The following is a 24,639-nucleotide window of genomic DNA, read 5'->3' on the forward strand; positions in this document are numbered from 1 at the left end:
AAAGCGGTCGCCAAGCTGGTCAAGGACCGGGACGCGCTGCTGACCTTCTACGACTACCCGGCGGAACACTGGAAGCACATCCGGACGTCAAATCCGATCGAAAGCACCTTCGCCACCGTCCGGCATCGCACGAAACGCACTAAGGGATGCCTGAGCCGCAAGACCGGGCTGGCCATGGCGTTCAAGTTGATGATGTCGGCGCAGAAGAAATGGCGCAAACTCGATGGCCGGAACCGCCTGCCCGAGATCATCCAGGGGGTTGAGTTCCGCGACGGCCTCCGCCAACTTCAAGCTGCCGCCTGATCAGACGTCACCAACTTCTGCGCATATCTCCCAGCCGGTGGGTGTGGCGGTGGTGTGGATCACGAAGAGCTGCACCAGGTGCCCCGCCCTGCCTTGGAACAGCCGGTTTCCGTGGCCCGGGCGCAGCACCGGCCCGGCGGGCTGCGGCGCGTCTTCTATGGCAGCCCCGGAGCGCGGCATGCCATCGGCGGCGATCAGGGCGCCAAGCGCCCGGTCCAGCTCCGGCGTCCAGACCCGGCTCAGCGGCCCTTCGGCAAGATAGCGCAGATCGATCAGCGCGCGTCCGATCTGCAGCACCGAATCGCCCCAGCGGCCCTGACGTGCGGCGCGAAGTGCCTGAAGCCCGGCGCGGGTTTTTGGCCCCCAGAACCCGTCTGCGGGCCCTGGAGCAAAGCCTAGCGCCGAGGTAGCCGCTTGCAGCAGGCGGATCGCCTGTTTTTTCATCATCGTCTCCTCAAACAGAATACCCCGCACGAAGCGGGATAGCGCAGCGCGAGACTGCCAACGGATCAGCAAGGGATGCGCGTCTGCCCGTTCGTCAGACGGTCGGCTTAGAGGGCAGCTCACACAGTCTCGAAAAATGCACAGCATTGTTTCCAAAATTGGATATTATCACTATGTCATAAGACACTATAGTGGTGCTGCGAACGTGGCTGCAGTTCAACCTGCGTGCCCCCACACAAAGCCGCGTTCGCACTTTGCATTTCCGTAATTGCACATATGGGACTCGTCTTTACCCTGCAGATGCATGATGCCTTCCTTGTGAGCGCAGCCTGAAGTTTTCGAGTATAGCCGCACACGGTAACTGCTGCGCTCACGCGGCCGACCTTCTTAGTTTCGTCACCGCTGCGCGTCTAAGCAGCGACGGCGCTCGGGCTTCTTTCATAGGCCACGAGATCACCTACCACCCCAGCTACAATGCCAATCCGCGCAATCATGTTATGTGTGATCTGCGCCTGCGAAACACCCGCGTACAATGATGGGATTGGGTTTCGGCTAAATTGAAGAGAATACCAATTGTTTCCAAATAAGAAATAATAGAGGCGAAGAAAAGCTATTTATGCTTCTTTTAGCTTAACACACCCAAAATTGACGCTAGGGTAAGCGCGCGAGCGTGGCCTTCCCTTCAACCTGCGATTCCCCAACCAGAGGCTATGCTCGCACCCGCCGAATAGATGGTGCAGATACCCACTGCCAGAGGCAGATCGAAAGCCTATCTTGGCTTCCGTGGGTTCAGCCCTCGATTGCATGCGTGCCCTGCACGCTTTAGAGCAGCTCTCAATCAGTTTACTATTATTTTTTACTTTCGCGCTCTCCCCGTTAGGCATCTACATGCCATAGGGTGTAGCATTTAAACGTGAGCGCGGCCCCAGAGGCCCCTTAACCGCGCACAGCAACAGTGGCGTCCACAGCGTCGCGCTCACACCGCCGTCATTTCTGCCCTTGTCCCCCGTTGCCAGCCCCTGAGCGCAACAGCGCCATTATGAAGCGTGAGAGCGCCGGAGCCTCCACGCCGAGGGCCAGCAGGCCCAGCATGGGATAGACCCAGCCGGGAACTTCCTTTGCCAGCACATCCATACCGATGTCGGCGACGAACAGCGCGATAATCGCCAACAGACTCAGCACCTGCGCCCAGCGGATTCGCTTTTCTGCCTTGCTCATGTGCCCCCCTTCGACAGCAGCCGCAGCGTCCGCCCTGCCAGCCGGGTCAATGACCAACTGGCCAGGAAGACCACACTACCGCTGGTCGAGGCGTATACCGCCAGCAGAGTAACCAGAAAAACCGGCATCAACCCCGCATAGGCATCAAGATAGTGGCGCGCGAAAGTGGCAAGGATGGGACTCATGTGATTGGCACCTCGCGGGAAGGGGTCGGCGGAACATGGTAAATACGGCAAAACTTAGCCACTGGAGAACCAGACTTGCCTCTACGACGCGCTTGCGACTCCGCAGCCGCCATGCGACGCTCGACTTCAAGTTGTGCACCGTGCCAGTCCAAGCCACCCGACCATGCAAGGGGCCTGCGCGTGACCATCGGAAGTTTTTTAACAGCTATTGTTACAATCGGCTTTGCCCTCGGAATTTTACTCGTCCAGCTGATCGAGCATGGCGCCTTTCCGTTGCGCATTCAGATGGTCGACATGACGGAGCATGTGCTCCTTTTCGCGATACTGATGCTACCCACCGCGCTGTTCCGCCCGCACTGGATGATTTGGCTAGTACCACTGGCATGTTTCTTCGCCATCGGACTGGAGTTAGTTCAACCTTTGGAGGGGCGCGGTCATGGCTTTGACGTGATCGCGAAAGGCTTTGGCATTATCCTTGTGACCGTCATCGTTCCGCTGATACGCGCTATCGGCGCCTTCATCGCATCGCGCTGAGGGACGTAGTCGCACCCGACCTGATGCGCACCGGCACCAACCCGGCATAGGCATCCAGATAATTCCGCGACAACGCGGTGAGGAGCGCGGCTGCCATGGCAGTCACGCCCCCGGCTCGAAAGACCGGGTCAGCCCGTGCTGCGCGCAGAGCGCGTCGAACTGATCCGCCTGAGCGCGCGTGCCTACAGGTTCGATGCTGGACAGCAGCACGGGCAGCACCGCCTCCAGATCGGCAGGGTCAACACCCTCTGGAGCGGTGCCGGAGCCTGCGGCGGCAAGCGCGTCAACAAAGGACGGCTGCGCCACGGCAGAGAGCCCGTAATAGGCGCCATCGGAGAGCGGGACGCGATAATTGTCCGGCCCCCAGCCCATGGCCTCCGCAATGCGCTTTGCGGCTTCGCGTTGCGCGGCGGGGACAATCAGGGCGATCTGATAGGAATAGGTCATAGCCCTGCCTTTCCGGCCATGTAGCGATACACCAGCGTGTGCTCTGCATCGGTAAGGATGCGGTCGTAAAACGCCGCGCCATAAATGCGCACGTTGCCGTAGCGCACGGTTGAGCCGTTCTCAAAATGCAGAAGGTTTCGGAACTCTTGTGGCTCTTCCAGCTCTGCAGAGAGCACGTAGGGGGTGCGGGACAAAAGATCACGGCCCGGCGCAACGGGGTTTCTTTCCTTGCTTGTCCAAGGGCCATCGTTCTGCTTCCAGCGGCCCGTTTTCATGGTCCCGCCATCCAGAGACAAGGTCGTGGCATCGGCGATATGAACGTAATGGGTACCACCCCCCGCGACCGCCCCGACCAATGCCACCACAGCTGCCTGCACAACGGCATGCGAGAGCACCATGATCAGAGTTTGGTATTGAACCGGCTCGGCAAGCTGCAGGACGTCATCCACCCCATCCCCGGCGATCCAGCGATGGCTGCCACTGGCGCCGTAAGTGGGCCGTGCGGCAGCCGTGGTCTGCATCAGAACCTGTCCGACCACCTCGCGCAGGCGGAAGTTGCGGATCGTATATTTGCCGCCATTGCTGTCGATCCACACCGGACGGTCAGACGGGCCCACGACACGGATATAGCCGTCATAGCGGCCCGATGTGCCAAACGCCCCCACAGCAAAGCTCTCATTGCCCTGGTCCGACTGCCCGCGACGATAGACCAGAATCCGGCTGGGGGAGTCTGCCTCCAGCGTGTAATCGAAAGACACCCGGATGAGCTTGCCGATAAAATACGATGCCGAATGACCGGTATTCAGGTAGAACGCCGAAAAGCCGCTGTCATTGTCTCTGGTATAGGAGCCGTCGCCATTGTCGGTCCAAACCAGGTCCGGGAAGGTCAAGGCTCCGGACAGCTCGGGCTCTCTGCGGTTTCCGGGCAGGGCCATGCCAATCGGCGCGCCGTTGCTGCTGACCGCATCTCCGCCAAAACTGCTTTGAAACAGCGTGGTCTGATCGAAGGCGTCATACCACGCCACAAGCCCGGGCACGCTGGCGGGGGTGATACCGCGCGCAGCTCTCCCGCGCCCCGGCGCGAGTGACAGGCCAAAAGCCAGCATCAATACCACCCGACAATATTGGTCGCGGTCGTGCCGGTGGCCATCACGCGCAGGGCCCGGAACACCAGCACCTCGCCCGCCATCACGGTATAGCTGATCTCGGTCTGCAGCGGGTCGCGCAGCACGAGCGTGCCGCCTTCGCCGACGCGGATGGCACGGGGTCGGATCGGCAGATCTTCGGTGTCGCTGGGGGTGATCGCAAAATGATGCGCCGCCGGGCTGTCGAGGCGCGTGATCTGCACCTGGAAAGGGTCGGACATGGCTGTCTCCTTGGGTTGGTTTTTTGTCTGATCGGCGGCTCAGCCGACCCGCCAGTTCACGCCGTCAAAAAAGATCGGCACGAAGTTGGACCCGCCGCCTTCGGCGACGCTGCCGAAGCTGCTGGCGGTGGCATCTGTGGCGAAGGCTTTCTGCCCGGCGGGAACGGAGAGCTCTTTGAGCGCCGCGACCGGCTCCACCAGATCAGCGGGGCTGTGATAGGTGATCACCGGGCTGGATCCAGCCACCCATTCATAGGTGATGCGGCGCCCGCGCACCGTGCCGTCGATCAGGATTGTGGTGCCCGGGACGCGGTGGATCGTCATGCCCACATCCGCCTCCACCAGCCGGGAGATTTGGCCATCCCAGTCCAGCCCGGTGATTGTGAGATTGCCCACATTCACCACCGTCTCACTGTTCTCCGCCACCGCCAGGATCAGCGGGCGATTGTCCTCCGCCCCCACCGCCACCAGATCGGCGATCAGGATATCGGTCACGGCCTCATTGGGCGGGCTGGTGTAATCGGGGTCCCCCGGCGGGGTGCAAAGCGCGATATAGCAGCGGCGCGGCTTTTCCAGATAGGCGGTCCGGATCACCCCGTTCCAGCTGTTCTTGAGATGCAGGGAATCGTACCCCGCAGGTTCCGAGAAGCGCGGGTTGAGCCGCATCGAGATGTCCGACAGCGCCCAGTTGCGGCAATTCTCCAGCCGGAACCCGTCCTCATTGGTGCCCGGCGCATTGCCGATGGAGGTGGGCCCGCCATGCAGATCTGTGCCGCGCAGCCCGTCATGGCCGCGCCATTTCATGAAGCATTGGCCGGAGCCGCGCGCGTGGATATGCGCAAAGCTCATGCCCCGGGTGCCATCCACCACCGCCGAATAGATAAAATGCTCGCCCGAGCCCATGCCGTCGAACATCTGATAGACATGGCGCACCACCGCATAAGGCGCGCCGCCGGTGACCACATTGTGCCCGGGCTCCGGAGCGGCCAGCGGATGGGTGGAATAGACATAGACGCCCTCGATCAGCCCGCGCTCAAACCCCTCATTGTCCAGGCTGACAAAGGACAGCATGTCATGCACCCGGCAGTTGCGGATCACGCAATCGCGATAGCCGCTGCCGCGATAGCCGGTGATGGCCTTCTGATGGCCGTGGAACTCGCAATTCTCCACCGTGATCTGCGGCCCGCGCAGGCTGATCACCCCATCGCGGATATCGGTCACCGCCCCGGCCGGGAAAGGCGCATCGGCGGTGATGGTCCAATTGCTGAGCCGCGCCCCCGCTTCGGCAATCACCCCGCGCTGGAACCAGCAGGGAAGCCCGCCCAGACTGCCAATATGCCAGGACAGGTCCGCCACGGTGACGCCCTCCTGCACCCGGAACACCGCGCCTTCATTGTCCAGCGTATAATCCTGCTGGAAGCGCAGCCCCTCGAGCCGGGCAATTGTGCCCGCCGGAAACACCACATTGGCCGTGCGCGTCGCGGCCCGGACCACCGATCCCGGCTTTGCCCGCAGCGCCCCGCCCCGCGCGGCATAGCGGATAAAGGCGGCCTCGCCGTCGCTTTGCCCCTCCAGCGGCACGCCGTAATCCTCAGGATAAGCCTCGCGCACCGACTCCGGCAGATAGTCGCTGCCATAGCTCACCGCGATCCTGCCGCCGCGCGCGGCATTCTCGGCATCGATGGCGGCGCGCAGGTGGCCCGGGACACGGCAGCCATTAAGCCCGAGGATGGCAAGGCTTGCGGGCATTTCCGCCGCATGAAGCCCGTCAAAGCGCACCGCCGGGCAATTGATCACCCGCAGCGCGGTCAGGCTGGCGGGCAGCTGCTGCCAGTCACAGGACCAGTCCAGATCTGTATGGCCCTGGACAAAGAGATAGCGCAGCGGAAACGCAGGCGAGAGCCGCAGCGCCTTCAGCGCGCCCTGCCCGGCGGGCATGGTGATCTCGATCCCCGGACGCTCGCCCGAGGCGATGTCATCGCCCACCGATTTCGCGGGATACCAGAGCGTGACAAAAGACGGCGCGGCGCTGTCGATCACATGCCGCGCCAGTACCGGCTCGCCCGCTGTCGGGGTTTCGGTAAAAACCCCGTCCTGTTCAAAAAGCACCGGCAGGCCCGCGCGAATGGTGCCAACGCTCACGGTATTGGGGCTGTCCCCGGTGGGTCCAAAGCTCAGGACGCAGGCGCGCAGATAGAGCTCCTCTTTCCAGATCATGCCGCCGGTGGCATCGGCGGCAATCCAGCGCTCCGCCGAGGTGACGCCGATGCTCTCCCCGGTGATCACCCGCCCGATGCGGTGGCCCAATTCCACCAGCGAGGGCCCGTCAAAATGCACATTGCTGCCATCGGGCCCGGGGCGCAGACCGGCAGCGGAGACCAGAGAGACACCGCTATATCTGCCGCTCGCAATCGTGCGCCGCCAGCCCTCATTGGCTTTCCACGCTGCCCCGCCATCGGCCTGCGGCAGCGCTTCCACGGCAATGATCCGGGTGGCGGCGGAGGCCCGCGACCAGGCCCTGATCTGCGCGAGATAGTCGGGATAAATCCGGTCCGACAGCGCCGAGATCAGCGCGTCATGCGCACTTTCCACCACATCGACGATATGCACATCCACGCTGCTGAGCCCGGCCAGCAGGCCGCCTGCGGCAAAAGCCGCCTCCACCCGCGCGGCAAAGACCGGCCAGTGTTCGCCCGCCTCCATCCAGGCACCAATTGGCGATCCGGAGACCGCATAAGGGATCACCACCACCGGGCGGCGCAGGCGGGTGGCGATATATTTGCCCATATGCAGCGGGAAGTAATTGCGCCCGGGCTGCGCGCTGGCAAAAGGCGAGGCCCCGGGATCCAGCGTGACGATCTTGCCCGCGAGATGATCCCAGACCAGCACCTCGGGGCTGGGGGTCAGATCGCCGCCCGCCGCCGCCGCCACCTGCGCGCCATTGGATTGCGCATTGCAGGTGATCACCAGCGGATCGGGGGAATACCAGCGCCCGGCAATCCGCACCTTGAAGCGCTCATGGGGCGGCTCGCTGGCGCGGGGTTTCCAGCCCACCGCATCCAGCGCCTGGGTGGGCGCAAAGCTGCCGCGCAGCACGGCGCTGCCGCCCTGATTGACATAGATCGCCACCGCCTCCTCGAGATAGGCGAGAAAGGCCTCCCCCTCCGCCGTGGCGGCAAGCCCCGCGTCTGTCGAGAGATACACCGCCCCGCCCGAGGCCAGCGCCAAGGCCAAGGCTGCATCGGCATCGGCGCGCGCACCCGCCTCAGTCTCGAGCCGGTCCCCCAGGGCGGCATCCCCGGCGGCGCGGGTCAGTTCTGCCGCGCTGATCCGGGTGGCAAGGGCCGCATCAACCGCCTCCAGCGCCCGGGTTTTGCCCCGCAGGGTGGCATTCAGCGCCTCCTCGAGATCGGCCACGGTCGTGGTTTTGGGATCGGCCCCATGGACCGGCAGGGTGAAGGTCATGACGCCTCGCAGGGTTCAGGGGATGGTGAGCGGGATGGGATTGGAGGGCGGGGCGGCGTCACCGCTCTGCAGCACCGGCACCACGAAGAAGGCGCCCTCGCCCTGCGGCAGGGCGCTGACGGTCTGGACGAAGAGTGTCACGCGGGTGAGGACGCCGTCGAAATCGGGCGACGCTGTGAGGGACAGCGTGTCATTGCCCGAGGTTGCCGTCAGGGTCTGCAGGCTGCGGCCATTGCTGGTGATTGGGGCGCCGCTCTGGATCTCGCCGCCGCTGAGCTGCGGCGTCACCTGCCCGGCGCTGCGGCCCGTGATCGTGAGCGCCAGCCGGAAGCTGCTGCCTTCTGACAGCGTGACAGGTTGTGTCAGACTGTCAGCGCTGCCCGGCAGATGCCGCACAGCGCCCGGCTCCTGCTGCCAGCCCTCGCCGAAGGTCCAGGCGCTGCCGTCCTCAAACTCCCCATTCTCAATCAGATCAACCGCCCCATCAGAGCCCGCCACGATCTCGAAGGCCCCGCCCGGGGTCACCGCGATGACCTCGGAGACCGGCACCGCCGCCGCAAATCCAGCACCAGGATCGGCCCGATAGACCCGCAGCCCGGCCAGCGAGGACAGGCCAGGTGCTGTGCCGGTGAAGCTGGCGGCACCCAGACCCGCGCTGCCGCTGACGGCGGGCAGGCCCGCGCCGATGGTGACCCCCGTCAGCAGCAGCGGCTCGGACTCGCCGAACATGTAGCGCGCGGTCAGCCGCACCGTGTAGCGTGCCAGCGGATTGGCAGGCGCGATGAAGGCATAGGCCCGGCCACCCGCCTCGCGCATGTCCTCGGTGATGACCCCCGCCGCCATCCACGGCCCGTCCGGCTCCACCCTATATTCCAGATAATGTTCGGAGGCCTCGCCGGGATCGAAGCTGAGAAAGATGCGCTCGATCCGGCTCCAGCCGGTGACCAGATCGAACTCCGGCCCCGTGGCATAGGTCAGATCCCTGGGCCCGGGATAGTCCGGCTCCGGCACCTCATAAGCCGGATCGTCCAGCGCCTCCTCCTCGGTCGCGGCATCCCAGGCATAAATCCCGGCATAATGTTCGCGCAGGGTGATCGGGCAGCGCAGCGCCAGGCCGCTCTGCCCCACCATATCAAAAGCCGGGTGGATCGATTCCACTTTATATGTGCCGTTGCGGCCCGTCAGCGGCGCCGGGAAAGTCACGGAGGCATTGGCCCCCGCCATCAGATCCAGCGCATCGGGCGGGGCGGTGCCGGAGATCACCTTCTGACAGCGCGCCCGCAGCCCCATGATCTTGCGCACCCGCATCGCCTGCTGCGGCGAGGCGGCCCAGTCCAGATCCAGCTTCAGCAGCTTGCGCTCGCCGCCATCCGCCGCCTGCGCGCCGGGAATGTCCCAGGGCGCAAGCTGCGCCTGCTGATATTCCCGCGCGGCACTGGTATAGCTCACCTCCACCCGCGTCGGCAGATCATCGCCCGGGGTCAGGGTCTGACAGCTCAGCTCCTCCAGCATATCGGAGATCTGGTAGTCGGGGGTCTGCCAGACCGCAGGCACCAGCCCCAGCCTGCCGCCGATCTGGCACCATTCGGCAGCAGCGGCCAGCAGCATCGGGTCGAGCAGATCCAGCACCTCGCGCCCGGAAAAGGCCAGCGTGCCCGCCAGCCGGTAGCGTTTTTCCGTGGCGCCAATGGCCAGCTCCACCCCCTCATCGGAAGCCTCGGCGGCAGCACTCCACAGATCCAGGTCGAGATTGCGCAGCTGGTAGGGCCGCACCGGGTTCTGCCGCAGCGCGTCGAGCACGCACAGGGCATGATTGTCGGAATAGGTCCAGGTGGCGGGATCGTCTGGATCCTGCGTAGGATCGCGCGGGTCCCAGACCCGCGACCAGCGCCCCCAGAGATCATAGTGCGGCGGGGTGTTGGGCCAGTTCTCCTGGAATTTCTTGATCTTGCCGGAATAGCAGGAGGTCCAGACCACGGTGCAGCCCCGGAAGCCGTCGCTGGCGGCCAGCTCCGGCACCGCCGCCAGAATGTCATCGGGCGGCGCGGTCTGATCGCCAAGGCCGATATAAAACTTCTGCCCGGCGCTGTTCTCTTCCCAGATCGCCCCGGGCCCGGCAAAATCATAGGGATCACCGCGAAAGCTGCGGTGCCGCCCGTCCGTCACCAGCTCGAACGGCCCTTCCGAGGGGCGGCTGGAGAACAGGTAACAGACGTAAAGGTTCTTGCCTGCGGTGTGCCAGAACACCGGCGTGCCTGCCGCCGAGGTGTGGCCATAGACAAAGCGCTTCACCGGGGCGGAATCGGGCAGGCGCAGCTCGCGGCGCAGCTGCGGTGCCTTGGGGGCGGCGGGCTGGCTGAGCTTGGCCACGCCCGCGCTGATCAGCACCGAGGCGGCGAGGCGAATGGCCAGCGCCCCCGCCACGCCATAGGTCGCGGTCAGCGCCGCCCCCAGCGTGGCGCCGCTTTGCAGCAGCGCATACACAACGGTCAGGCCCATTCGGCAAACCTCCAGCAGCTGTCCATGTCGGGCCGCACGGCAAAGCCGCGATGCACCGGCACCAGCCAGACCCCCGGCCCGGCACAGATCGCCACGGCAAAGCCCCAGCGGCCTTCCGGGGTGAAGCCCACGGCGCCGGGCACGGGCCCGCAAGGCACCATGCCCGCCCGCATCACCCCGGCGCGGAACAGCACCGCACCGCCACCGCGCCGGATCAGCCGCCGCGCCTGCGCGGGCGTGGCATAGGCGCCCGCCAGATCACCCAAGGCGGAGCGGCCCGTCAGCGCGCGCAGCACCTGATCCACCGCAAGCGCACAATCCAGCCAGCCGCGCGGCGGCGGCGCGCTGAAGATCACATCGGCCACGCGCAGCACCTCCGCCGGGCTCATGTGGTCCAGACCGGCGGGCGGCTGAGCGCGAGCTCAATCAGCTTGGTGTGGCGAAAGCCGGTATCTTCGGGGAAGCGCTGGCGCTGGTCTTCGTCACTATGCTGCGCCGAGAGCACGGTGCGCACGCCGGGGCCGGTCTTCACCGCCAAGGAAAAGAACGGTTCCACCCCGCCCTCGAGCGCGCGCAGTCCCAGATCATTGCCGTCGCAATAGCCGGTCATCACCGGGAACGGATCGCCGACCAGCACCCCGCCCTGCGGCGTGGTGACCAGCGCCAGATAGACATCAATGTCGATATTGCGGGCATCCGCCCGGTCCAAGAGCCCCGCCAGCAGCTCCAGCGTGCCCACGATGCCCACCGAGGCCTCCGCCGGAACCGCCGCCCCCAGCCCTTCGCTGGCGATCTCCAGCAGGCCAAACTCTCCGGCAGGCTGCCAGCTCTGCCCGGCCCAGCTGATCGGCACCAGCGCCGAGCTGGCAAAGACCGGATCACCGGGCCAATCGACATGCACCAGCAGCACCGGGTGGAACTGCCCCGAGACTAGTGCTGCCAGCGTGTCGGGATGCAGACCGCGTGTCATGGCCATAGGGTCAGCTCCACGGGTTCACCTCAATGAATCCGCCGACCTCTTCGGCAAAAACCTCGCGGAAAGACCAGCTATAGGACCAGTCCCCCGACAGGCTCTGCACCGCGCGCGGATAGTCCCCCACCGGCAGAAACGCCCCGGTATCCGCGACGCCGATATTGACGCGGGCCTCGGTCAAATCGGGCAAGGGAGAGAAGAGCCGGATCACCGCCACGCCGTCGCCATCGCTGCGCGCGGGGGCGGTGATCTGGACGGTATGGCCCGCCCTGTCCTCATGATCGGCGAAGGCGGTCAGGAACTCGCCGGGGCGTGCCACCAGCCGCGAAGGCCGCAGGCCCGACACGGTGACACTCGGCCAGCCCGCAGCATCCGTGCCGGTGGTGCCGGTCAGCAGGCGGCCATCATACCAGAACAGAGGCGCCGCGCCCGCGCTCCAGTCCAGGCTGGAGCCATCGGCGGTCCAGAACAGCCGCGCGCTCTGGCGGTCGGGTGCATCGCGCCAAGCCTCCGGGATCCAGTTCACCGGGTAGCTGTAAAGCCGCACGGCATGCACGCCGCCGAGATGCCGCTTCAGCATCTCCATATAGCCCGCGCCCATGCCGTCCACATCCAGCCCCCGCGCGGTCAGGGATGCGAGCCGCCGCTCGCGCCAGACCCGCGTGCCGCGATCCGCCCCGGTAAAGACCGAGCGGCTGTCCGACCGCGGCGTCTCCCAGGACCATTCCGAGCCGATGGCCGAGACCGGCGGCCAGGCGATGACACGGCGGCTCACCGGATCGGATACTTCTTGCTGGAGGCGCGCACCGCCCCCACCGCATCCTGCGCGAGCTGCGGACGCATCGCCTGCAGCCTGCGTTCGATCTGATCCGCCACCCCCTCCTGCGCGCCGCGCGCATCGATGCTGAAGTTCTGGACGATGGAGGCGCCCGAGATGCCCGAGGCGCTGAGCTGGTGATTGGGGATCACGGTCCCCGCGCCCTGCGGCACGATCATCTCCGGCCCGCGCTCGCCCACCATATAGGCCCGGCCCGGGCTGACCGGCCCGCCTTCGGCGCGGAACCCGCCAAAGACGCTGGCGATCAGCCCGCCGCCCGCGCCCTTGAAGACCGAGCCCAGCAGATCGCGGATGCCCGAGGACAGAAAATCCTGCCCGATCTGCTGGAAGACCTGCGCCAGGGCGTCGCGCAGGCTGCGGCCCTGGATGATCGCCCCCGCCATGCCGTCCGACAGGCTGTCCAGCGCCCCGCCCAGCCGGTCCATGCCCGAGCTGGCGGCAGAGCGCGCGGCCTGCGACACATCGCGCAGCGCCTGCGCGGTGCGCCCGGCGGCGCCGCTGCGCCCGCCTTCGCCGCCCTCGCCCTGCCCCGAGATCCCCGCCATCGCCCCGCGCAGATCGGCAGCAGCCCCGGCGGCCCCGCCCATATCCCCGGCAGAGACCTTGGCCGCCGCCCCCAGCCGCGCCAGCGCCTCGCGCGCCTTGCCCAGACCCGCCGAGGCCAGCCCGGCGGCCTCCTCGCGCAGCCCCGCCGCCGCATTGGTGGCCGCTTCGGAGGATTTTTCAAAATCGCCAACGCTCTCCCAGACCTTGTTGGCAGAGTCCCCCAGCGATTTGGCCAGCCCGTCGAGCCCGAAGGACAGCGCCTCCTGATGCAGCCCGGTGACAAACTTGGCCCAGCCTCGCGCGAGATCCGCCATCAGCGTGTAAAACCCCGCCCGCACCTGCTGCCAGACCGCCGCCAGCGTGGGCGGGATCGCGGCGGCAGCGCTGCCGATCCCGTCCCAGACCCCCGCCGCCACCTCGCCCAGCAGGGTCAGGGCAGTGCCCCAGCCGCCCGTCCGCTCGATCAGCCGGGAGAGCCAGGTGACCAGCGCCCCCGCGCCAATGATCAGCGCCGGAAAGCCCAGCGACAGCATCGCCGCGCGCAGCCCGGCCAGCGCCCCGGTCAGGCTAAAGGTGGCAAAGCGCGCCGCGATCACCGCCCCGACATAGCGCGCGCCAAGCGCCGCCACCGCCACGCCGGTGGTGGTCACCAGAAAGTCGAGATTGCCCGCCAGCCCCTCCACCACGACGCGCAGCGCGCCGCCCTCCATCATCGCTGCGACCATCGCCGTGGCGGCACGCTCCATCATCGGCGCAAACGCGGCGCCAAGGATATTGGCGGCGGCAGAGACCGCCTGCCCCATCTCGCTGAGCGCCAGACCGGTGCGGCGCAGCGCCTCCACCGTCTCGCCGCTCATCACAGCCCCCACCGCATCGGCGCGGTCACCCAGCCGGGTCATCTCTGCCCCGCCCTGCTGCAGCAGCGGCAGCAGCAGGGTCAGATCGGAGGCCATGGCCTCGAGATAAAAGGTCATCTCGCCCTGGCTCACCCCCGCTTTCTGCAGGCTGTCGACATAAAGCTGCAGCGCCTGCGGCCCGGACAGATGCCGGAACTCCTCGGCAGTCACCCCGACCTTGGGGGCGATCTTGTCGAAAAAATCCGCCATGGGCCCGCCGCCGGTCTGCAGGAAGTCGCCCACGCGGTCATTCACATCCTTCAGGATGTCGGCCAGCTTGTCCTGTTCCACCCCCACCGTTTGCGCCGCCGCCGCCCATCGCTGGAAGAGATCGGGGGCGGTATTGGAGACCTGCGACAGGCGCGAGATCTCCGCCCCCGCCGTCACCGTATTGCGCGACAGCGCCGCCAGCCCCGCGCCGATGGCCGCCACCGCCCCGGTCAGCGCCACAAACCGCGACCGCATGTCGGCCACCGCAGAGCGCGTCCGCTGCGCCCCCCGCTCAAACTGCGCGCTGTCGAGCCCAAGATTGACCCGCAGCGCGCCGATCACCGATTGTGCCATGTGACCCCCAAGATGAGGTTAAGATTGGAAGGTGAGACGGTCACGGCCTGAGGTGACGCGATGCCGACCGCTGCCGCCATTGACCGCCCCGGGTTCGCCGCCTACCTTCTGCTGGTCTGAAACAGGTTAGGTTCGGGAAGGTTGGCCCGGCCCCCGCGCTGTCGGGTCCTTCCGCTGCAAGCCAGCGGCCCAAGACTATCAGGGCGTCCGCGCGGTGCGGGCGCTGATAGAAAGGGCATGACATGAACCCCAGAATATCCGTTCTGACGCTTGGCGTTGCCGATCTTGAGCGCGCGCTGACCTTCTATCGTGACGGGCTTGGCCTGCCGACAAAAGGCATCATCGGGCAGGAATTCGAGCATGGCGCGGTGGCATTTTTTGATCTGTCGGGCGGCCTGAAGCTGGCCCTTTGGGCACAGGTCGACATCGCCCATGACACCGGCCTTGCCCTGCAACCGGTCAGCCCTACCGCCGTCACCATCGGGCACAATGTGGCGCGACGCGAAGAGGTGGATCAGGTTCTGCAGACTGCAGCCCGGGCAGGCGCCGAGATCGTCAAACCCGCGCAGGATACGTTCTATGGCGGCTATGCGGGCTATTTCCGCGATCCCGACGGGCATCTGTGGGAGATCGTCTGGAACCCGGAGCTGCTGCCGCCGGAGGAGTAAACTGCCATAAAGATGCCGCTCACGGCCTGCGCGCGAAGGCGGCGTCGATGCGGTCCCAGGCGGCGGTCCAGCGCTGGATCTCTGCCGCGCGGTCGCGTTTGCCGGTGATCCAGTCCTGCGCGGGCGGCAGGGTCTGCTGGCGGATCAGCAGCGCGGTCAGATAGGCGGCGGAGCGGATCTCCATGGCGCGGCGCTCCTCTGCCGCCGCCACCCCGCGCAGATGCAGGGCGTAAAGCCCCGGCGTCTGGATCCAGAACTCCGCCGGGGGCAGGCCCGCCGCCACCCAGCGCTCCAGCAGGGTGGCGGGGCTTACGGGGCCGCCGCCTGCGGCTTTTTTTCCGGTCCCGCCTCCGCCCCGGTCATCGCCGAGGCCATCAGCGCCTCAAAAATCTCCATGCCCTGCGACAGGATGCGCCCCGCCTCCTGCAGCGTCGCCTGCGGATGATGCGCCTGCAGCGCGGCATGGATCAGCGCGCGCAGCTCGCGGGCGCGCGGCACACCGCTGCCGGTCTGCCAGTCCTCCGCCCGCTCAAAGAAGTTGCCGCCCACCGCCTCCTCGAAGTGACAGATGGCGTTGAAGTCGAGCACCAGCCGCCAGGTCTCGCCGTCGATCTCGCGGGTGGTGCTGCCCAGAAACTTCGCCATCACGTCCCCTCGCGCGGGTTGGAGGCCTGACGGTCGAAGATCTTCATCCCCACCGCCACCATGGCCTTTTCGCCCACCGTGTCGCTGGGGACATAGGTGCTGATATAGCCGCGATAGGTGCGGCGCACGGCGGGGGTGGCGCCGCCGGTGTTGAACTCGATCAGCACATCCTCTTTTTCGCCCGCCCGGGTCAGGCCCTCGAGCTCGATCAGCAGCAGATCCCCGGCATGGGCGGGCCACATCTGTTTTTCCAGCGCGGTATCGACCACCGCCAGCAGGCCGGGCCGGGTCTCGCGGGTGCGCCCGGGCGACTGGAAATGGGTGACATCGATGTCTTCGGGGGCCTGATCCGGAAACGGCAGGGTTTCGATCCCGAGGATCTGCTGCCAGGTGGTGGCGTCATCGGCGGTGCGCCCGATCCACATCTCGTATTGATAGGCGATATCCGCCTGACTGGTGCTCTCAGGCATGCTCTGCCCTCCATGCTGTGATAAAATCCAGGCTGCTGCGGAACGGTCGCTCCGCCTCATTGGTGCCACCGCTGCGGCTGTCGCGGCTGGCGACATGGGTGATGAGCCGGAAGCCGCCGCCCCGGTATCCGTGCAAGACCTGCCGCACCGCGCGGGAGAGATCTTTGGCGCCGCGCGCGGTCAGCGCGTAACAATCGACCTGCAGCCGCGCCTCTGACAGCCCGTCCGGGCCCATCATCGTCAGCCCTTCGGCCTCGCTGATCAGGGTGATGACCAGCGCAGGCAGGCCCATCCCCTGCGGATGCGCGCCCCAGTTGATGGCGCGGGCGGGCAGATGGGCGGTCACGGCGGCGCTGCCCTGCAGCAGGGCGCGGAAGGCCTCTTCCATGTTCAGCGCCGGGTTGTGCTGTGGCGCGCCGCACGCCGCCGGGCGCGGGTCAGGGCTTTTTTCGATATCGGTCCAAAGCTCCGCCTTCAGCCGGTTCAGCAGCGCCCGCTGGTCCTGCTCCCAGGCCGGGCGCAGGAAGGGCTGCGCGCCATGATGGATATTGCCAAATTCCTGGTTCCAGGCGGCGGGGTCCGGGCCCGGGCCCACAAACATCTCCACCGCCGCGCGGTCATTGGCAAACATCCGGCGATGCCTGCGCGCCTGCCGTTTCGAGAGTTTGGTGGAGACAGCGATGGAGGCGGCCAGATCACCGCCCGAGGGATCGCGCGGCGCCAGATCGCGGGCGATCTCCGCCAGGGGCTGTGCCGCTGCGCGCAGCGCCCGGCGGGCGGAGGCCTTGCGGGGGGCGGGCCGGGCCAGCTGCGCCAGCTCACGCTCGAGCTCGGCAAAGCCCTCCAGCTTCAGGGATGTGCTCATGTGTCGGTCCTCGCAACGGCGGTGATTTCCAGCAGGCGGCGGCGCAGGATCACGGCGCGGATCAGGGTGATGTCAAAGCTCTGCCCGTCGCAGACCAGCCGGTCGCGCGGGCTGAGATCGCGGGTGAAGGGCACGGCTTCCACCAGAAAGCGCGTGGTGGCCCGGGCGCCGACCTGCCCCGCCGCCCAGATCTCCTGCCCGCCGAGATCTTCGCGGGCGGCCCAGATCGGCGCGCCGTGATCGGCCCAGACCTCCACCTGCGCCAGCCCGTCATCGGTGAGCGTGGCGCGGCGGAACTGCACCCGGTGGGAGAGTTTTGCGCCCGCCATGTCAGGCCTGCGCCGTGATCTGGGGGCGGCGATAGCGGGCCTGGCGGATCAGGCGCTGGACGCCAAAGGCGCTGCGTGCCGGGGCCTCGCCGGGGCTGAGGCTGATATCCGCCTCGCGCCAGTCCTGCGCCAGCGCAATGATGGCGCGGCGCAGCGCGGGCGGCGGGGTGGCCCCCGCCTGCACCTGCGCGCGCAGGATGCGGCCATGGTCGCGGCGATTGGCCCAGCCTTCGGGCAGCAGCAGCTGCGGTTCGTCCTGGCCCTGCAGGAGCGTGACGCCGGTCAGGTCGCGGTCGACAAAGGCGCCGCTTTCGTCACTGACCGCCAAAGCGGTGAGCGCTGTGACGGGACGGCAGGGCAGCCACCAGCGCCGCCAGCCCTCCAGCGGGCAGGTCAGCTCATATGTGCCGGGGACCAGCGGCGTGTTGGTGGCCGTCGCGACAACATCCTGGGCTGCGGCCAGCAGATCGGCCAGCGCGACCTCCTCCGCCGGGGTCACAATGCCATGCACCGCAGCGGAAAACGCCGCCACGGGGACCACCAGCGGCAGCGGATCGGGGCCGATATACCGCATAGCTTACCGGCGCTTGCCCTGCGCGGGCGGCGCGCCGGGGGCGGGTTTGGTGTCGGTCTTGGCACCGGTGTCCGGGTCGGCCTTCGTGCCGGGATCGGACGCGGGATCGGCCTTTGCGCTGGTGGCGGGTGTGGTGGTGCCGGTGCCCGACGCGGGATCGACTTTGGCGCTGATAGTGGTGTCCATGTTGGACGCGGGATCGGCAGCGGTCTCCGCAGCCCCTGCCCCGGCCTGCGTTCCCGAGGCGTCCGGAGCGCGGCCCGGGTCCGAGGCGGGCAGCGCAGAAGCCGCCGCCCCCGTCCCTTTCGGCAGCACATTCCCCGCCACCAGCGGCGCCTCCGGATCGCGGGCGATCCCGGCGGCGATCAGTTTTTGGGCGTGATCCTCGGCAAAGCCCGCGATCTCGCCGCGCTGATACATGAGATGCGCGCGGGTGAAGAGCACCGCCTTCATTGCGGCACCCGATCCATGCCGCCGCAGATCAGCAGGGCAGAAAGCTCCGCCGTGTCGCTGCCCCCGGCGCTGAGCTCCGGCGTATAGCCGCAGCGCAGATACCGCCCGCCCGCGCGGAGTTTGACGTTGATCCGCAGGCAGCCGGTCACGGTGCCGCCACCCGCCGGACCCGTGGCGGCGGTGACCGTGTCTGTGGCCATCACCGTGGCGTCGGACAAATCCTCCGCCTCGCCCTCCTCTAGAGTATAGGTGACGGACAGCGTCTCGCCCGCCGCCAGCGTGGCGGTGAAGGGCACGGCCAGCACGCCGGATTGCGGCATGCCATGCGCGGCACGGTCGAGGATTGCGCCGGGCACGGCGGTGCCGTCCCCGGCGCCTCCGGCGGTGGCGGCGGCATTGCCTGCGGCGCGCAGCGGCAGGATCAGCGCGCCAATGTCTCTGGTCTGGATCATGGAACTTGTCCTTATGGATGAAGGGAAACGGCGGGCGCCCGGCCCGGCATAGGTGGGCCCAAGCCGCCGAGGTGACGCTGGGGAACACGGCGGCGGAGGGCATGGCATGCCCTGCCCGGCAAACCCGCCCGGCACCGGCACTGGCGGTGAGCGGTATGGCGGGCGGGCGCCCTGCGATCAGCGCGGCCCAAGCCGCCGCAGCGGGCCTCAGTCGGCCCAGGTGACGTCGGTCAGCACCGCGACGGCGGGCAGGTGGCGCAGGCCCAGATCGTGCTGCAGGATCATGCGCATCAGCGTCTCATCGCGGCTGAAGGCGGATTGCAGCTGGCCGCTGCTGTCGCGATAGGCGGCCTGATCGGACATGGCGATGGTGATGCCCATATGCTCGCCCACCACCACATGCTGCGGATGCACCAGCAGGATCTCGGAGGCATCGCCGGCCCCGCCCAGATTGGACGGGATCTCGGTGGTGACATGCACGGGCTTGCGGCGCAGCTGCCCCGCCTGCATCTCCGGAAAGGCCAGATTGCCGTTGCCGTCGCGCAGATTGGTCAGGAACATCGCGCTGCGCGGCGACATGATCCAATGCGCGCCGGTGTAGGAGACATTGGCATTGGCCAGCGCCAGCTCCATCCGGCCCAGATCGGAGGTGATGGTCTGCAGATCGCCGCCTGCCGTCATGGCGAGGATGTTGCTGGCGGCAGCAGGCGTGCCCACCAGCTGATAGCGCAGGCCCTTGGGGGCAAATTCCGTGCCCGCGCCGCGCAGGAAGTAGCGGTCCTGAATCTGCGCGGCATCCGCAATGGCATCATCGCGCACCATGCGGTCGACCGAGGTGGAGGCGGCGCGCATCAGATCATTGGAGATCGGCACGATGCCATGCATCTTCTTGGCCGAAAGCTTCATCTGGCCATAGCTGTAGCCGGTGACGGGCGCATCGCTGCCCTCATCGCCATAGCCAAAGCTCGCCCCCGCCGCGCGGCGGTTCTGGGTCATGTTGCCATTGGGCATGGGCACGATGCGCGGCCCCATGGCGGTGACCACGCTGGCGGGGCGCAGAAGTTCGATCACTTCGGAGCTGACATCCTCGGGCACCAGAAAGCCGCCCGCCTCCCCCGAGGACATATTTTGCGCGGCAAAAAGCCCGCTCTGCCCGCTCTCCTCGGCGATGATCCGGGCGGTGTGCAGGTTGCCGCCAGCGGCGGCCAGAGTGCGCAGCATGGCGCCAAACTTGAGGCCCTTTTCGCGCGGCTGCGCCGGGGGGCTGGCCTGCGGCGCATCGGGGCCCGCGCCGGGTTCGGGCAGGGCAGCGGCGGCGCGCGAGGCCTCCACCGCTTCGGCGCGTTTCACCTGCCGGTCGGCCTTGTCGAAGGCGGCCCGGGCGGTGTCGAAGGCGGTTTGAGCGGCGGCAAGGGCGGTGTCTTCGGCGCCGTCCTGATCCTCGAGCGTGGTGAGCGCATCGGCGCGGGCCTGCATATCCTCCGCCGCCGCTTTGCGGGCGCGGCGCAGGTCATTGATGTCAGCCATGGGGCTTCTCCTTATATGTGGGGGCAAGCGGAAAGACCCCGCCGGGCATGGCGGGGGGGGGCAGCGCGAATGGCGCCGGGGGTGGTGGTGTTAGAGCGCGGCCAGCGCCTGTGCCGCCAAGGCCTGCGCGCGGGTGGAGCGGCGGGCGGCGCGGGATGGTCGCGGCGCGTAGGCGGCGCCGAGGCGGGACCAGAAGGCGGAGGCATCCTCGAGGTGATCCGCCAGACCGCGCGTCACCGCCTCCTGCCCCCAGAAGATCGCGCCGCCATCGGCGGGATCGTCGCTGACCGAGAGCCGCGCCGCCAGATCGGCGGGGTCGATGCCGCGCCCTGCGGCGACAGCGGCGTGGAAGTCGGCCTCCATCGCGTCGAGCACGCGCAGGGATTCCCGCCGCCCCTCTTCGGTGGCGGGATCGGGGCGTTTCGCCCGGGCCTGCGAAGACGTGAAGATGTAAGCCTGATCCCCCGACATGCCCGGCTGCACCGGCGCCGATGTCATCTGCATACATCCGATGGAGCCCACGACGCTGCCCGGGGTCAGGGTGATGTCGCTGGCCTGCGACGCGATGTAATAGGCCGCCGAGGCCGCCAGCGGATGCACCAGCGCATGCACCGGCTTGACCGCGCGGGCCGCCGCCACCGCCTGCGCTGCCGCTTCTATGCCCAGCACATAACCGCCGGGGGAATCGCAAAGCAGCGCAATGGCCGCCACATCCTCATTGGCGGCCAGCTCCGCCATGGTGGCCTCGAGCCCGTGATAGGTGGTCCAGCCCAGCCAACGCTCCAGCAGATAGGCGTTTGGGGTCAGCAGCCCGCAGAGCGGCACGACAGCAATATTGCGATGGATCGCGTAGCGCTCGCCGGGCTCGAGGCTGAGCGACATGGCGCCCACCGACAGCACATGCGGGGCGGGATCACCCCCGCCCTGCGGCAGCGGCATCTGCAGCAGCGCCGCGCCATGTGACCGTGACAGGGCCAGCGGCACCCCGGCGAAGAGGCTGGCGATGGGGGTGTGGGTCATTCCGGATCTCCTTCGGACTCGGCGGGATCGGTGCGGGTCATGTTCGGCGCGGGGTTGAGCCGCGCCCCTTCCGGCACCGGGGCGGCGCCGAGCTTGGCGCGGGCCTCGTTGGGGCGCAGGAACGGCCCACCCACGGCGCGCGACAGCGCGTCATACTGTTCCTTGACCGTGGGCTGCAGCAGCGCGCCGAAGTCATGGCGCAGGAACAGACCCGCCTCGCGTTCGGCCCGGGTCAGCAGCGCCACGTCGAGCTGCGCCTCCACCAGCGCCGACCAATGCAGCAGGCAGTCGGTCAGGTAATCGATGGCCTGCTGTTCGCCATTGGCCTTCACCCCATATTCCAGCATCTGCAGCTTGCTGGGGGGCATGCGGTAGATGCCTGCGATCATCTCACGGTCGAACTTGCGGCTGGACAGCAGCTCCTGATCGGCGGCGGAGATGTCCAGCGCCTTGACGTCTTCGTCGGGGTTCACCGCGATCCAGCCATCACTTCCGGGATCCTGCATCGCGGCCTTGATGCGGCGGGCATTGCGGGCGCGCTGGTCGTCATCTTCATAGTTCTCGCCCAGCTTGATGACGCCTTTGGTGGTGCCGCCTGCGGCATTGCGCGCCGCCGCGCGCTGCCCGGCCAGCGCGATCCCCACGCTTTCGGCGGCGACCTGCAGCGGGCTGCGCCCGGTCCAACCGTCTTCGGCCATGTAGCGCAGATGCACCATGGACCGGGCGGGCACCCGGCGCTGCACGCCTGCGCCATCCTCGAACTGATAGAACCGCTCCAGCCCGTCGCGCAGCAGGGTGACGCTGGACTGCCGCACGATGTCGAGGCGGGTGAGCTCGCCGCCGCCATCGCGGGGGCCGTAGATATGGCCATTGCCGCGCAGCGCATAGCCATAGACGGCGGCAAAGCGCACCAGCCGCGCGGGCACACCGGGCGCGGCTTCGCCGTTGAGCAGATAGGCGGCGGGGTGGTCGCGGACCCGGGTATCCTGCCCGTCGCTGCCGCGCTGCCAGAGCTTCAGCGGCACCTTGGCGAGATCGCCCGCGATATTGTTGCAGCAGGCAAAGACCGTGCCGTGATGCACCGCCGTCTCCGGCGTGACACGCGGCAGACCGCGCACCGCCGAAGGCCCAAGCGATCCCCAACCGACCGCCAGCAGCCCGGCCTCGCCCGAGGCGGAGGCGCAGGCCGTCACTGGCGGTTCCACCCGGGGCGCGGGCGCCTGCGCGCGGCCTATCTCCAACCCGAACAGCCTCATAGGATCAGCACCTCGCGCGCCTTGCGTTTCTCTTCGCCGACCTCGGCGCGGCCCACCGCCATGATCGCGGCCACCGCCGGATCGATCCGGCCCGTGGCCTTCTTCTTGTTGGGCTTCACGTTCTCTGCCGCGTCCTGATCCAGCACCACATTGCCCACCGCCCAGGCCAGCAGGGGATTGCCGCCATGGCGCAGCCGGGTCTGGATCACCGCGCGCTCAAACCGTTTGGTGGCGGGCGACATGCTGGCATAGCCCTGCCCGAACTCCAGCAGCGGAAACCGCAGCTTGTCCAATTCCGCCGCCACATGCTTCATGCCCCAGCGGTCATAGGCCACCTCCTGCAGATCGAAGCACTCGCGCAGCCACTTCATGCGCTCGATCACCTGATCCTCATCAATCACCCCGCCGCGATGCACCTCGAGCCAGCCGTCATCGCGCCAGGCCACGTAATCGCGCATCTCCGACTGCGCCCGGGCGACAAAGCCCTTGGGCCCTTCGGCGATGAAGCCATAGGCGATCAGGTAAATGACGCCCTCCACCGGCACCGCCACGACGATGGAGGTGAGGTCGGTGGTGCGGCTCAAATCCAGCCCCACCCAGGCCTTGCGGCCATACAGCGCGCGCGGATCGAAGGGCGCGCAGGCCAGCCCCTGATCCCAGACATCGCGCCCGATCCACGACTGCGCGCCTTCGGTCCAGAGGTTGAGATGCAGGCGGCGGAAGTTCGGCATCTTGCCCCGGATCGCCTGCGCCTCATCATGGATGCGGCGGAAGTCGGCCTCGGTGAAGGCGACGCCCAGATTGGGATTGGCCATGGCCCAGGTGGCGGGATCGGAGGGGTCGGCCTCCTCCGGCGGCTCCGCCACGAAGCCAAAGAAGGCGTCATCCTTCACATCGCCGCGCAGCACCCGCTCGGCATAACCCCGGATCTCGCCGCAGAGGCTGGCGCGGTCGGCCCCCGCCGTGGTGATCGCCCAGTCAATCGGCTGTGACCGCGCCAGCATGGAATTGGTGACCACATCCGCGAGCTCGCGATCCGTCCAGCGATGCACCTCATCGCGGGCGGCAAAATGCGGGTTGATGCCATCGGCGCTGTTGCCGTCGCGGCTGAGCGAGGCGATGAATCCATTGGTGCGCGGCGACTGGATTTGCGTCTTGAACACCTGCAGCAGCGCCGACAGCGCGGCAGAGCCCCGGATCATCCGCTTGATCTCGTTGAACAACAGCCCGGCCTGATCGCGGGTGGTGGCGGCGCAATAGCCCTGCGGCGCGCCCTCACCATCAAAAAGCTGCGTAAACAGCATGGGCACGGCGGTGTCGGTGGTCTTGCCGTTCTTCTTGGCCACCTGATGATAGCTCGAGCGGAAGCGCCGCAGCCCGGTCTCGGCATGTTTCCAGCCGAAGATCGATCCATGCCGGAACACCTGCCAGGGCTGCAGCGCCAGCTCTGCCCCGGCCATCGGCCCGGTGGTGTGGCGCAGCAGCTTGGCAAAGCGGATCACCATATCGGCGGCCCGGGTATCAAAGACCAGCCCGCGATCCGCGCCGGTTTCCAGATCCATGAGGTGCCGCTCGCAGGCGAGCCGCACCAGCGGCCCCGCCGCCCTGCCGCCCTCGATCACGTCGAGCGCGTAGCGGCTGACGGGATGGTCAATCGGATCCACGCAGCTGCCGCAGGAGATCGTCAAAAAGATCGCCCTGCCCTCCGGAGCTGAGCCGCGCCTCATCCACCGGCGTCATGCCAAAGAGCGCGCCAAGCTGGCGCAGATTGGCCAGCGCATCCTGCCGCGCCTGCCAGTTTGCGGTCTTTTTCTGCTGCAGCCCGTTGCGGGTCATCACGCTATAGGTGCGGCCCTCCAGCGCGATATTGCTGGAAAGTTCGATGACATCGGCCACCGCCTCGCAATAGGCGGCGAAGATGTCCTCGTAATGCGGCTTGAGGCGGTCGACCTTGACCATCTCGGGCGCGAGCCGGTCCCAGACCGCCCGGGCCGGGTCCGACATCAGGTCCGGAGGTGTGGGCACGGGCTTCGGCATATCGCCCCGCATCGGCACGACATTTTCCACGACAGGCTTGCGTCCGCGCATGTCATCCCTCCCAA

Annotated in this window: 28 protein-coding genes; 3 read left to right on the forward strand and 25 right to left on the reverse strand. The window is 67.3% G+C overall.

The features are described 5' to 3' along the window. Positions 1-303, forward strand: a 303-nt coding sequence (locus BLR51_RS20165) for a transposase (protein ID WP_207543671.1), incomplete at its 5' end; no start/stop codon positions are given. On the opposite strand, the gene BLR51_RS20170 is transcribed toward BLR51_RS20165, so the two are convergent. The 3 genes from BLR51_RS20170 to BLR51_RS27490 all read right to left on the reverse strand — a co-directional run bounded on the left by BLR51_RS20170 (position 304) and on the right by BLR51_RS27490 (position 2,150). After that, entirely contained in the window at positions 304-747 is a 444-nt protein-coding gene (locus BLR51_RS20170; RefSeq protein ID WP_089850386.1) for a peptidoglycan-binding domain-containing protein, read from the reverse strand. It abuts the gene before it with no gap. A 987-nt stretch (positions 748-1,734) separates the two neighbouring features. After that, positions 1,735-1,965: a hypothetical protein gene (locus BLR51_RS20175; RefSeq protein ID WP_089850388.1), complete on the reverse strand. Its 231-nt coding sequence runs from the start codon at positions 1,963-1,965 to the stop codon at positions 1,735-1,737. After that, complete coding sequence (locus BLR51_RS27490; protein ID WP_131821848.1) at positions 1,962-2,150, reverse strand: hypothetical protein; 189 nt, start codon at positions 2,148-2,150, stop codon at positions 1,962-1,964. The genes BLR51_RS20175 and BLR51_RS27490 overlap by 4 nt, the downstream gene beginning before the upstream one ends. Positions 2,151-2,330: 180 nt before the next feature. Between BLR51_RS27490 and BLR51_RS20180 the strand changes: the two genes are divergently transcribed. Further along, on the forward strand, positions 2,331-2,684 hold the full coding sequence (locus tag BLR51_RS20180; RefSeq protein ID WP_089850390.1) for a hypothetical protein: 354 nt from the start codon (positions 2,331-2,333) through the stop codon (positions 2,682-2,684). A gap of 102 nt (positions 2,685-2,786) precedes the next feature. Here BLR51_RS20180 and BLR51_RS20185 read toward each other — a convergent pair whose 3' ends face one another. The 9 genes from BLR51_RS20185 to BLR51_RS20225 are packed head-to-tail and all read right to left on the reverse strand — an operon-like array spanning position 2,787 to position 14,278. Next, positions 2,787-3,131 carry a hypothetical protein gene (locus tag BLR51_RS20185; RefSeq protein WP_089850392.1) on the reverse strand — a complete coding sequence of 115 codons (345 nt, stop codon included), beginning with the start codon at positions 3,129-3,131 and terminating at the stop codon, positions 2,787-2,789. Next, a complete protein-coding gene (locus tag BLR51_RS20190; RefSeq protein ID WP_131821849.1) occupies positions 3,128-4,237 on the reverse strand; it encodes a hypothetical protein in 1,110 nt (369 codons plus the stop codon). Before BLR51_RS20190 ends, BLR51_RS20185 begins: the two co-directional genes overlap by 4 nt. Then, positions 4,237-4,497 carry a spike base protein, RCAP_Rcc01079 family gene (locus BLR51_RS20195; RefSeq protein ID WP_089850396.1) on the reverse strand — a complete coding sequence of 87 codons (261 nt, stop codon included), beginning with the start codon at positions 4,495-4,497 and terminating at the stop codon, positions 4,237-4,239. The genes BLR51_RS20190 and BLR51_RS20195 overlap by 1 nt, the downstream gene beginning before the upstream one ends. 39 nt (positions 4,498-4,536) lie before the next feature. Next, on the reverse strand, positions 4,537-7,962 hold the full coding sequence (locus tag BLR51_RS20200; protein WP_089850398.1) for a hypothetical protein: 3,426 nt from the start codon (positions 7,960-7,962) through the stop codon (positions 4,537-4,539). A gap of 15 nt (positions 7,963-7,977) precedes the next feature. Next, positions 7,978-10,461, reverse strand: a complete 2,484-nt coding sequence (locus tag BLR51_RS20205) for a phage tail protein (RefSeq protein WP_089850400.1) — start codon at positions 10,459-10,461, stop codon at positions 7,978-7,980. After that, positions 10,452-10,850 carry a DUF6950 family protein gene (locus BLR51_RS20210; RefSeq protein WP_089850402.1) on the reverse strand — a complete coding sequence of 133 codons (399 nt, stop codon included), beginning with the start codon at positions 10,848-10,850 and terminating at the stop codon, positions 10,452-10,454. Before BLR51_RS20210 ends, BLR51_RS20205 begins: the two co-directional genes overlap by 10 nt. Further along, the gene (locus tag BLR51_RS20215) at positions 10,847-11,437 is read right to left on the reverse strand and encodes a hypothetical protein (RefSeq protein WP_089850404.1); all 591 of its coding nucleotides are present in this window, start codon (positions 11,435-11,437) and stop codon (positions 10,847-10,849) included. The genes BLR51_RS20210 and BLR51_RS20215 overlap by 4 nt, the downstream gene beginning before the upstream one ends. A 4-nt stretch (positions 11,438-11,441) precedes the next feature. Further along, entirely contained in the window at positions 11,442-12,209 is a 768-nt protein-coding gene (locus tag BLR51_RS20220) for a hypothetical protein (RefSeq protein WP_089850406.1), read from the reverse strand. After that, positions 12,206-14,278: a hypothetical protein gene (locus tag BLR51_RS20225; protein WP_131821850.1), complete on the reverse strand. Its 2,073-nt coding sequence runs from the start codon at positions 14,276-14,278 to the stop codon at positions 12,206-12,208. The genes BLR51_RS20220 and BLR51_RS20225 overlap by 4 nt, the downstream gene beginning before the upstream one ends. A 242-nt stretch (positions 14,279-14,520) precedes the next feature. On the opposite strand from BLR51_RS20225, the gene BLR51_RS20230 reads away from it, so the two are divergent. Then, entirely contained in the window at positions 14,521-14,946 is a 426-nt protein-coding gene (locus tag BLR51_RS20230; protein ID WP_089850410.1) for a VOC family protein, read from the forward strand. Between the two features lie 19 nt (positions 14,947-14,965). Here BLR51_RS20230 and BLR51_RS20235 read toward each other — a convergent pair whose 3' ends face one another. The 13 genes from BLR51_RS20235 to BLR51_RS20300 form a co-directional block, all read right to left on the reverse strand. Then, entirely contained in the window at positions 14,966-15,229 is a 264-nt protein-coding gene (locus BLR51_RS20235; protein ID WP_089850412.1) for a hypothetical protein, read from the reverse strand. Positions 15,230-15,255: 26 nt separating this feature from the next. Then, a complete protein-coding gene (locus BLR51_RS20240) occupies positions 15,256-15,591 on the reverse strand; it encodes a hypothetical protein (protein ID WP_089850413.1) in 336 nt (111 codons plus the stop codon). Next, the gene (locus BLR51_RS20245) at positions 15,591-16,061 is read right to left on the reverse strand and encodes a phage tail protein (protein WP_089850415.1); all 471 of its coding nucleotides are present in this window, start codon (positions 16,059-16,061) and stop codon (positions 15,591-15,593) included. Before BLR51_RS20245 ends, BLR51_RS20240 begins: the two co-directional genes overlap by 1 nt. After that, positions 16,054-16,926, reverse strand: a complete 873-nt coding sequence (gene gp17, locus BLR51_RS28540; protein ID WP_311135848.1) for a tail completion protein gp17 — start codon at positions 16,924-16,926, stop codon at positions 16,054-16,056. Before gp17 ends, BLR51_RS20245 begins: the two co-directional genes overlap by 8 nt. Continuing rightward, entirely contained in the window at positions 16,923-17,255 is a 333-nt protein-coding gene (locus BLR51_RS20260) for a head-tail adaptor protein (RefSeq protein ID WP_089850420.1), read from the reverse strand. Before BLR51_RS20260 ends, gp17 begins: the two co-directional genes overlap by 4 nt. 1 nt (position 17,256) lies before the next feature. Continuing rightward, positions 17,257-17,829: a phage gp6-like head-tail connector protein gene (locus BLR51_RS20265; protein ID WP_089850422.1), complete on the reverse strand. Its 573-nt coding sequence runs from the start codon at positions 17,827-17,829 to the stop codon at positions 17,257-17,259. Between the two features lie 3 nt (positions 17,830-17,832). Continuing rightward, positions 17,833-18,282, reverse strand: coding sequence for a hypothetical protein (locus BLR51_RS20270; protein ID WP_089850424.1), 450 nt, complete (start codon positions 18,280-18,282; stop codon positions 17,833-17,835). Next, positions 18,279-18,734, reverse strand: coding sequence for a hypothetical protein (locus BLR51_RS20275; RefSeq protein WP_089850426.1), 456 nt, complete (start codon positions 18,732-18,734; stop codon positions 18,279-18,281). Before BLR51_RS20275 ends, BLR51_RS20270 begins: the two co-directional genes overlap by 4 nt. 207 nt (positions 18,735-18,941) lie before the next feature. Next, entirely contained in the window at positions 18,942-20,261 is a 1,320-nt protein-coding gene (locus BLR51_RS20280) for a phage major capsid protein (protein ID WP_089850428.1), read from the reverse strand. 90 nt (positions 20,262-20,351) lie between these two features. Further along, positions 20,352-21,281: a S49 family peptidase gene (locus BLR51_RS20285; RefSeq protein ID WP_089850430.1), complete on the reverse strand. Its 930-nt coding sequence runs from the start codon at positions 21,279-21,281 to the stop codon at positions 20,352-20,354. Next, on the reverse strand, positions 21,278-22,537 hold the full coding sequence (locus tag BLR51_RS20290) for a phage portal protein (RefSeq protein WP_089850432.1): 1,260 nt from the start codon (positions 22,535-22,537) through the stop codon (positions 21,278-21,280). The genes BLR51_RS20285 and BLR51_RS20290 overlap by 4 nt, the downstream gene beginning before the upstream one ends. Beyond that, a complete protein-coding gene (locus tag BLR51_RS20295; RefSeq protein ID WP_089850543.1) occupies positions 22,534-24,201 on the reverse strand; it encodes a terminase large subunit in 1,668 nt (555 codons plus the stop codon). The genes BLR51_RS20290 and BLR51_RS20295 overlap by 4 nt, the downstream gene beginning before the upstream one ends. Then, positions 24,188-24,625 (reverse strand): P27 family phage terminase small subunit, encoded by a 438-nt coding sequence (locus tag BLR51_RS20300; protein ID WP_089850433.1) that lies wholly within the window; start codon positions 24,623-24,625, stop codon positions 24,188-24,190. Before BLR51_RS20300 ends, BLR51_RS20295 begins: the two co-directional genes overlap by 14 nt. Between the last annotated feature and the right edge of the window lie 14 nt (positions 24,626-24,639).

The sequence above is a fragment of the Salipiger marinus genome, assembly GCF_900100085.1.
Classification (GTDB): domain Bacteria; phylum Pseudomonadota; class Alphaproteobacteria; order Rhodobacterales; family Rhodobacteraceae; genus Salipiger; species Salipiger marinus.

Coding starts and splice junctions, on each gene's coding strand:
- BLR51_RS20300 (WP_089850433.1), bottom strand. CDS start 24,625: ATGCGCGGACGCAAGCCTGTCGTGGAAAATGTCGTGCCGATGCGGGGC.
- BLR51_RS20245 (WP_089850415.1), bottom strand. CDS start 16,061: ATGCCTGAGAGCACCAGTCAGGCGGATATCGCCTATCAATACGAGATG.
- BLR51_RS20270 (WP_089850424.1), bottom strand. CDS start 18,282: ATGAAGGCGGTGCTCTTCACCCGCGCGCATCTCATGTATCAGCGCGGC.
- BLR51_RS20175 (WP_089850388.1), bottom strand. CDS start 1,965: ATGAGCAAGGCAGAAAAGCGAATCCGCTGGGCGCAGGTGCTGAGTCTG.
- BLR51_RS20280 (WP_089850428.1), bottom strand. CDS start 20,261: ATGGCTGACATCAATGACCTGCGCCGCGCCCGCAAAGCGGCGGCGGAG.
- BLR51_RS20190 (WP_131821849.1), bottom strand. CDS start 4,237: ATGCTGGCTTTTGGCCTGTCACTCGCGCCGGGGCGCGGGAGAGCTGCG.
- BLR51_RS20205 (WP_089850400.1), bottom strand. CDS start 10,461: ATGGGCCTGACCGTTGTGTATGCGCTGCTGCAAAGCGGCGCCACGCTG.
- BLR51_RS20275 (WP_089850426.1), bottom strand. CDS start 18,734: ATGATCCAGACCAGAGACATTGGCGCGCTGATCCTGCCGCTGCGCGCC.
- BLR51_RS20265 (WP_089850422.1), bottom strand. CDS start 17,829: ATGCGGTATATCGGCCCCGATCCGCTGCCGCTGGTGGTCCCCGTGGCG.
- BLR51_RS20290 (WP_089850432.1), bottom strand. CDS start 22,537: ATGAGGCTGTTCGGGTTGGAGATAGGCCGCGCGCAGGCGCCCGCGCCC.
- BLR51_RS20225 (WP_131821850.1), bottom strand. CDS start 14,278: ATGGCACAATCGGTGATCGGCGCGCTGCGGGTCAATCTTGGGCTCGAC.
- BLR51_RS20195 (WP_089850396.1), bottom strand. CDS start 4,497: ATGTCCGACCCTTTCCAGGTGCAGATCACGCGCCTCGACAGCCCGGCG.
- BLR51_RS20230 (WP_089850410.1), top strand. CDS start 14,521: ATGAACCCCAGAATATCCGTTCTGACGCTTGGCGTTGCCGATCTTGAG.
- BLR51_RS20185 (WP_089850392.1), bottom strand. CDS start 3,131: ATGACCTATTCCTATCAGATCGCCCTGATTGTCCCCGCCGCGCAACGC.
- BLR51_RS20215 (WP_089850404.1), bottom strand. CDS start 11,437: ATGGCCATGACACGCGGTCTGCATCCCGACACGCTGGCAGCACTAGTC.
- BLR51_RS20200 (WP_089850398.1), bottom strand. CDS start 7,962: ATGACCTTCACCCTGCCGGTCCATGGGGCCGATCCCAAAACCACGACC.
- gp17 (WP_311135848.1), bottom strand. CDS start 16,926: ATGAGCACATCCCTGAAGCTGGAGGGCTTTGCCGAGCTCGAGCGTGAG.
- BLR51_RS20285 (WP_089850430.1), bottom strand. CDS start 21,281: ATGACCCACACCCCCATCGCCAGCCTCTTCGCCGGGGTGCCGCTGGCC.
- BLR51_RS20260 (WP_089850420.1), bottom strand. CDS start 17,255: ATGGCGGGCGCAAAACTCTCCCACCGGGTGCAGTTCCGCCGCGCCACG.
- BLR51_RS20240 (WP_089850413.1), bottom strand. CDS start 15,591: ATGGCGAAGTTTCTGGGCAGCACCACCCGCGAGATCGACGGCGAGACC.
- BLR51_RS27490 (WP_131821848.1), bottom strand. CDS start 2,150: ATGAGTCCCATCCTTGCCACTTTCGCGCGCCACTATCTTGATGCCTAT.
- BLR51_RS20210 (WP_089850402.1), bottom strand. CDS start 10,850: ATGAGCCCGGCGGAGGTGCTGCGCGTGGCCGATGTGATCTTCAGCGCG.
- BLR51_RS20170 (WP_089850386.1), bottom strand. CDS start 747: ATGAAAAAACAGGCGATCCGCCTGCTGCAAGCGGCTACCTCGGCGCTA.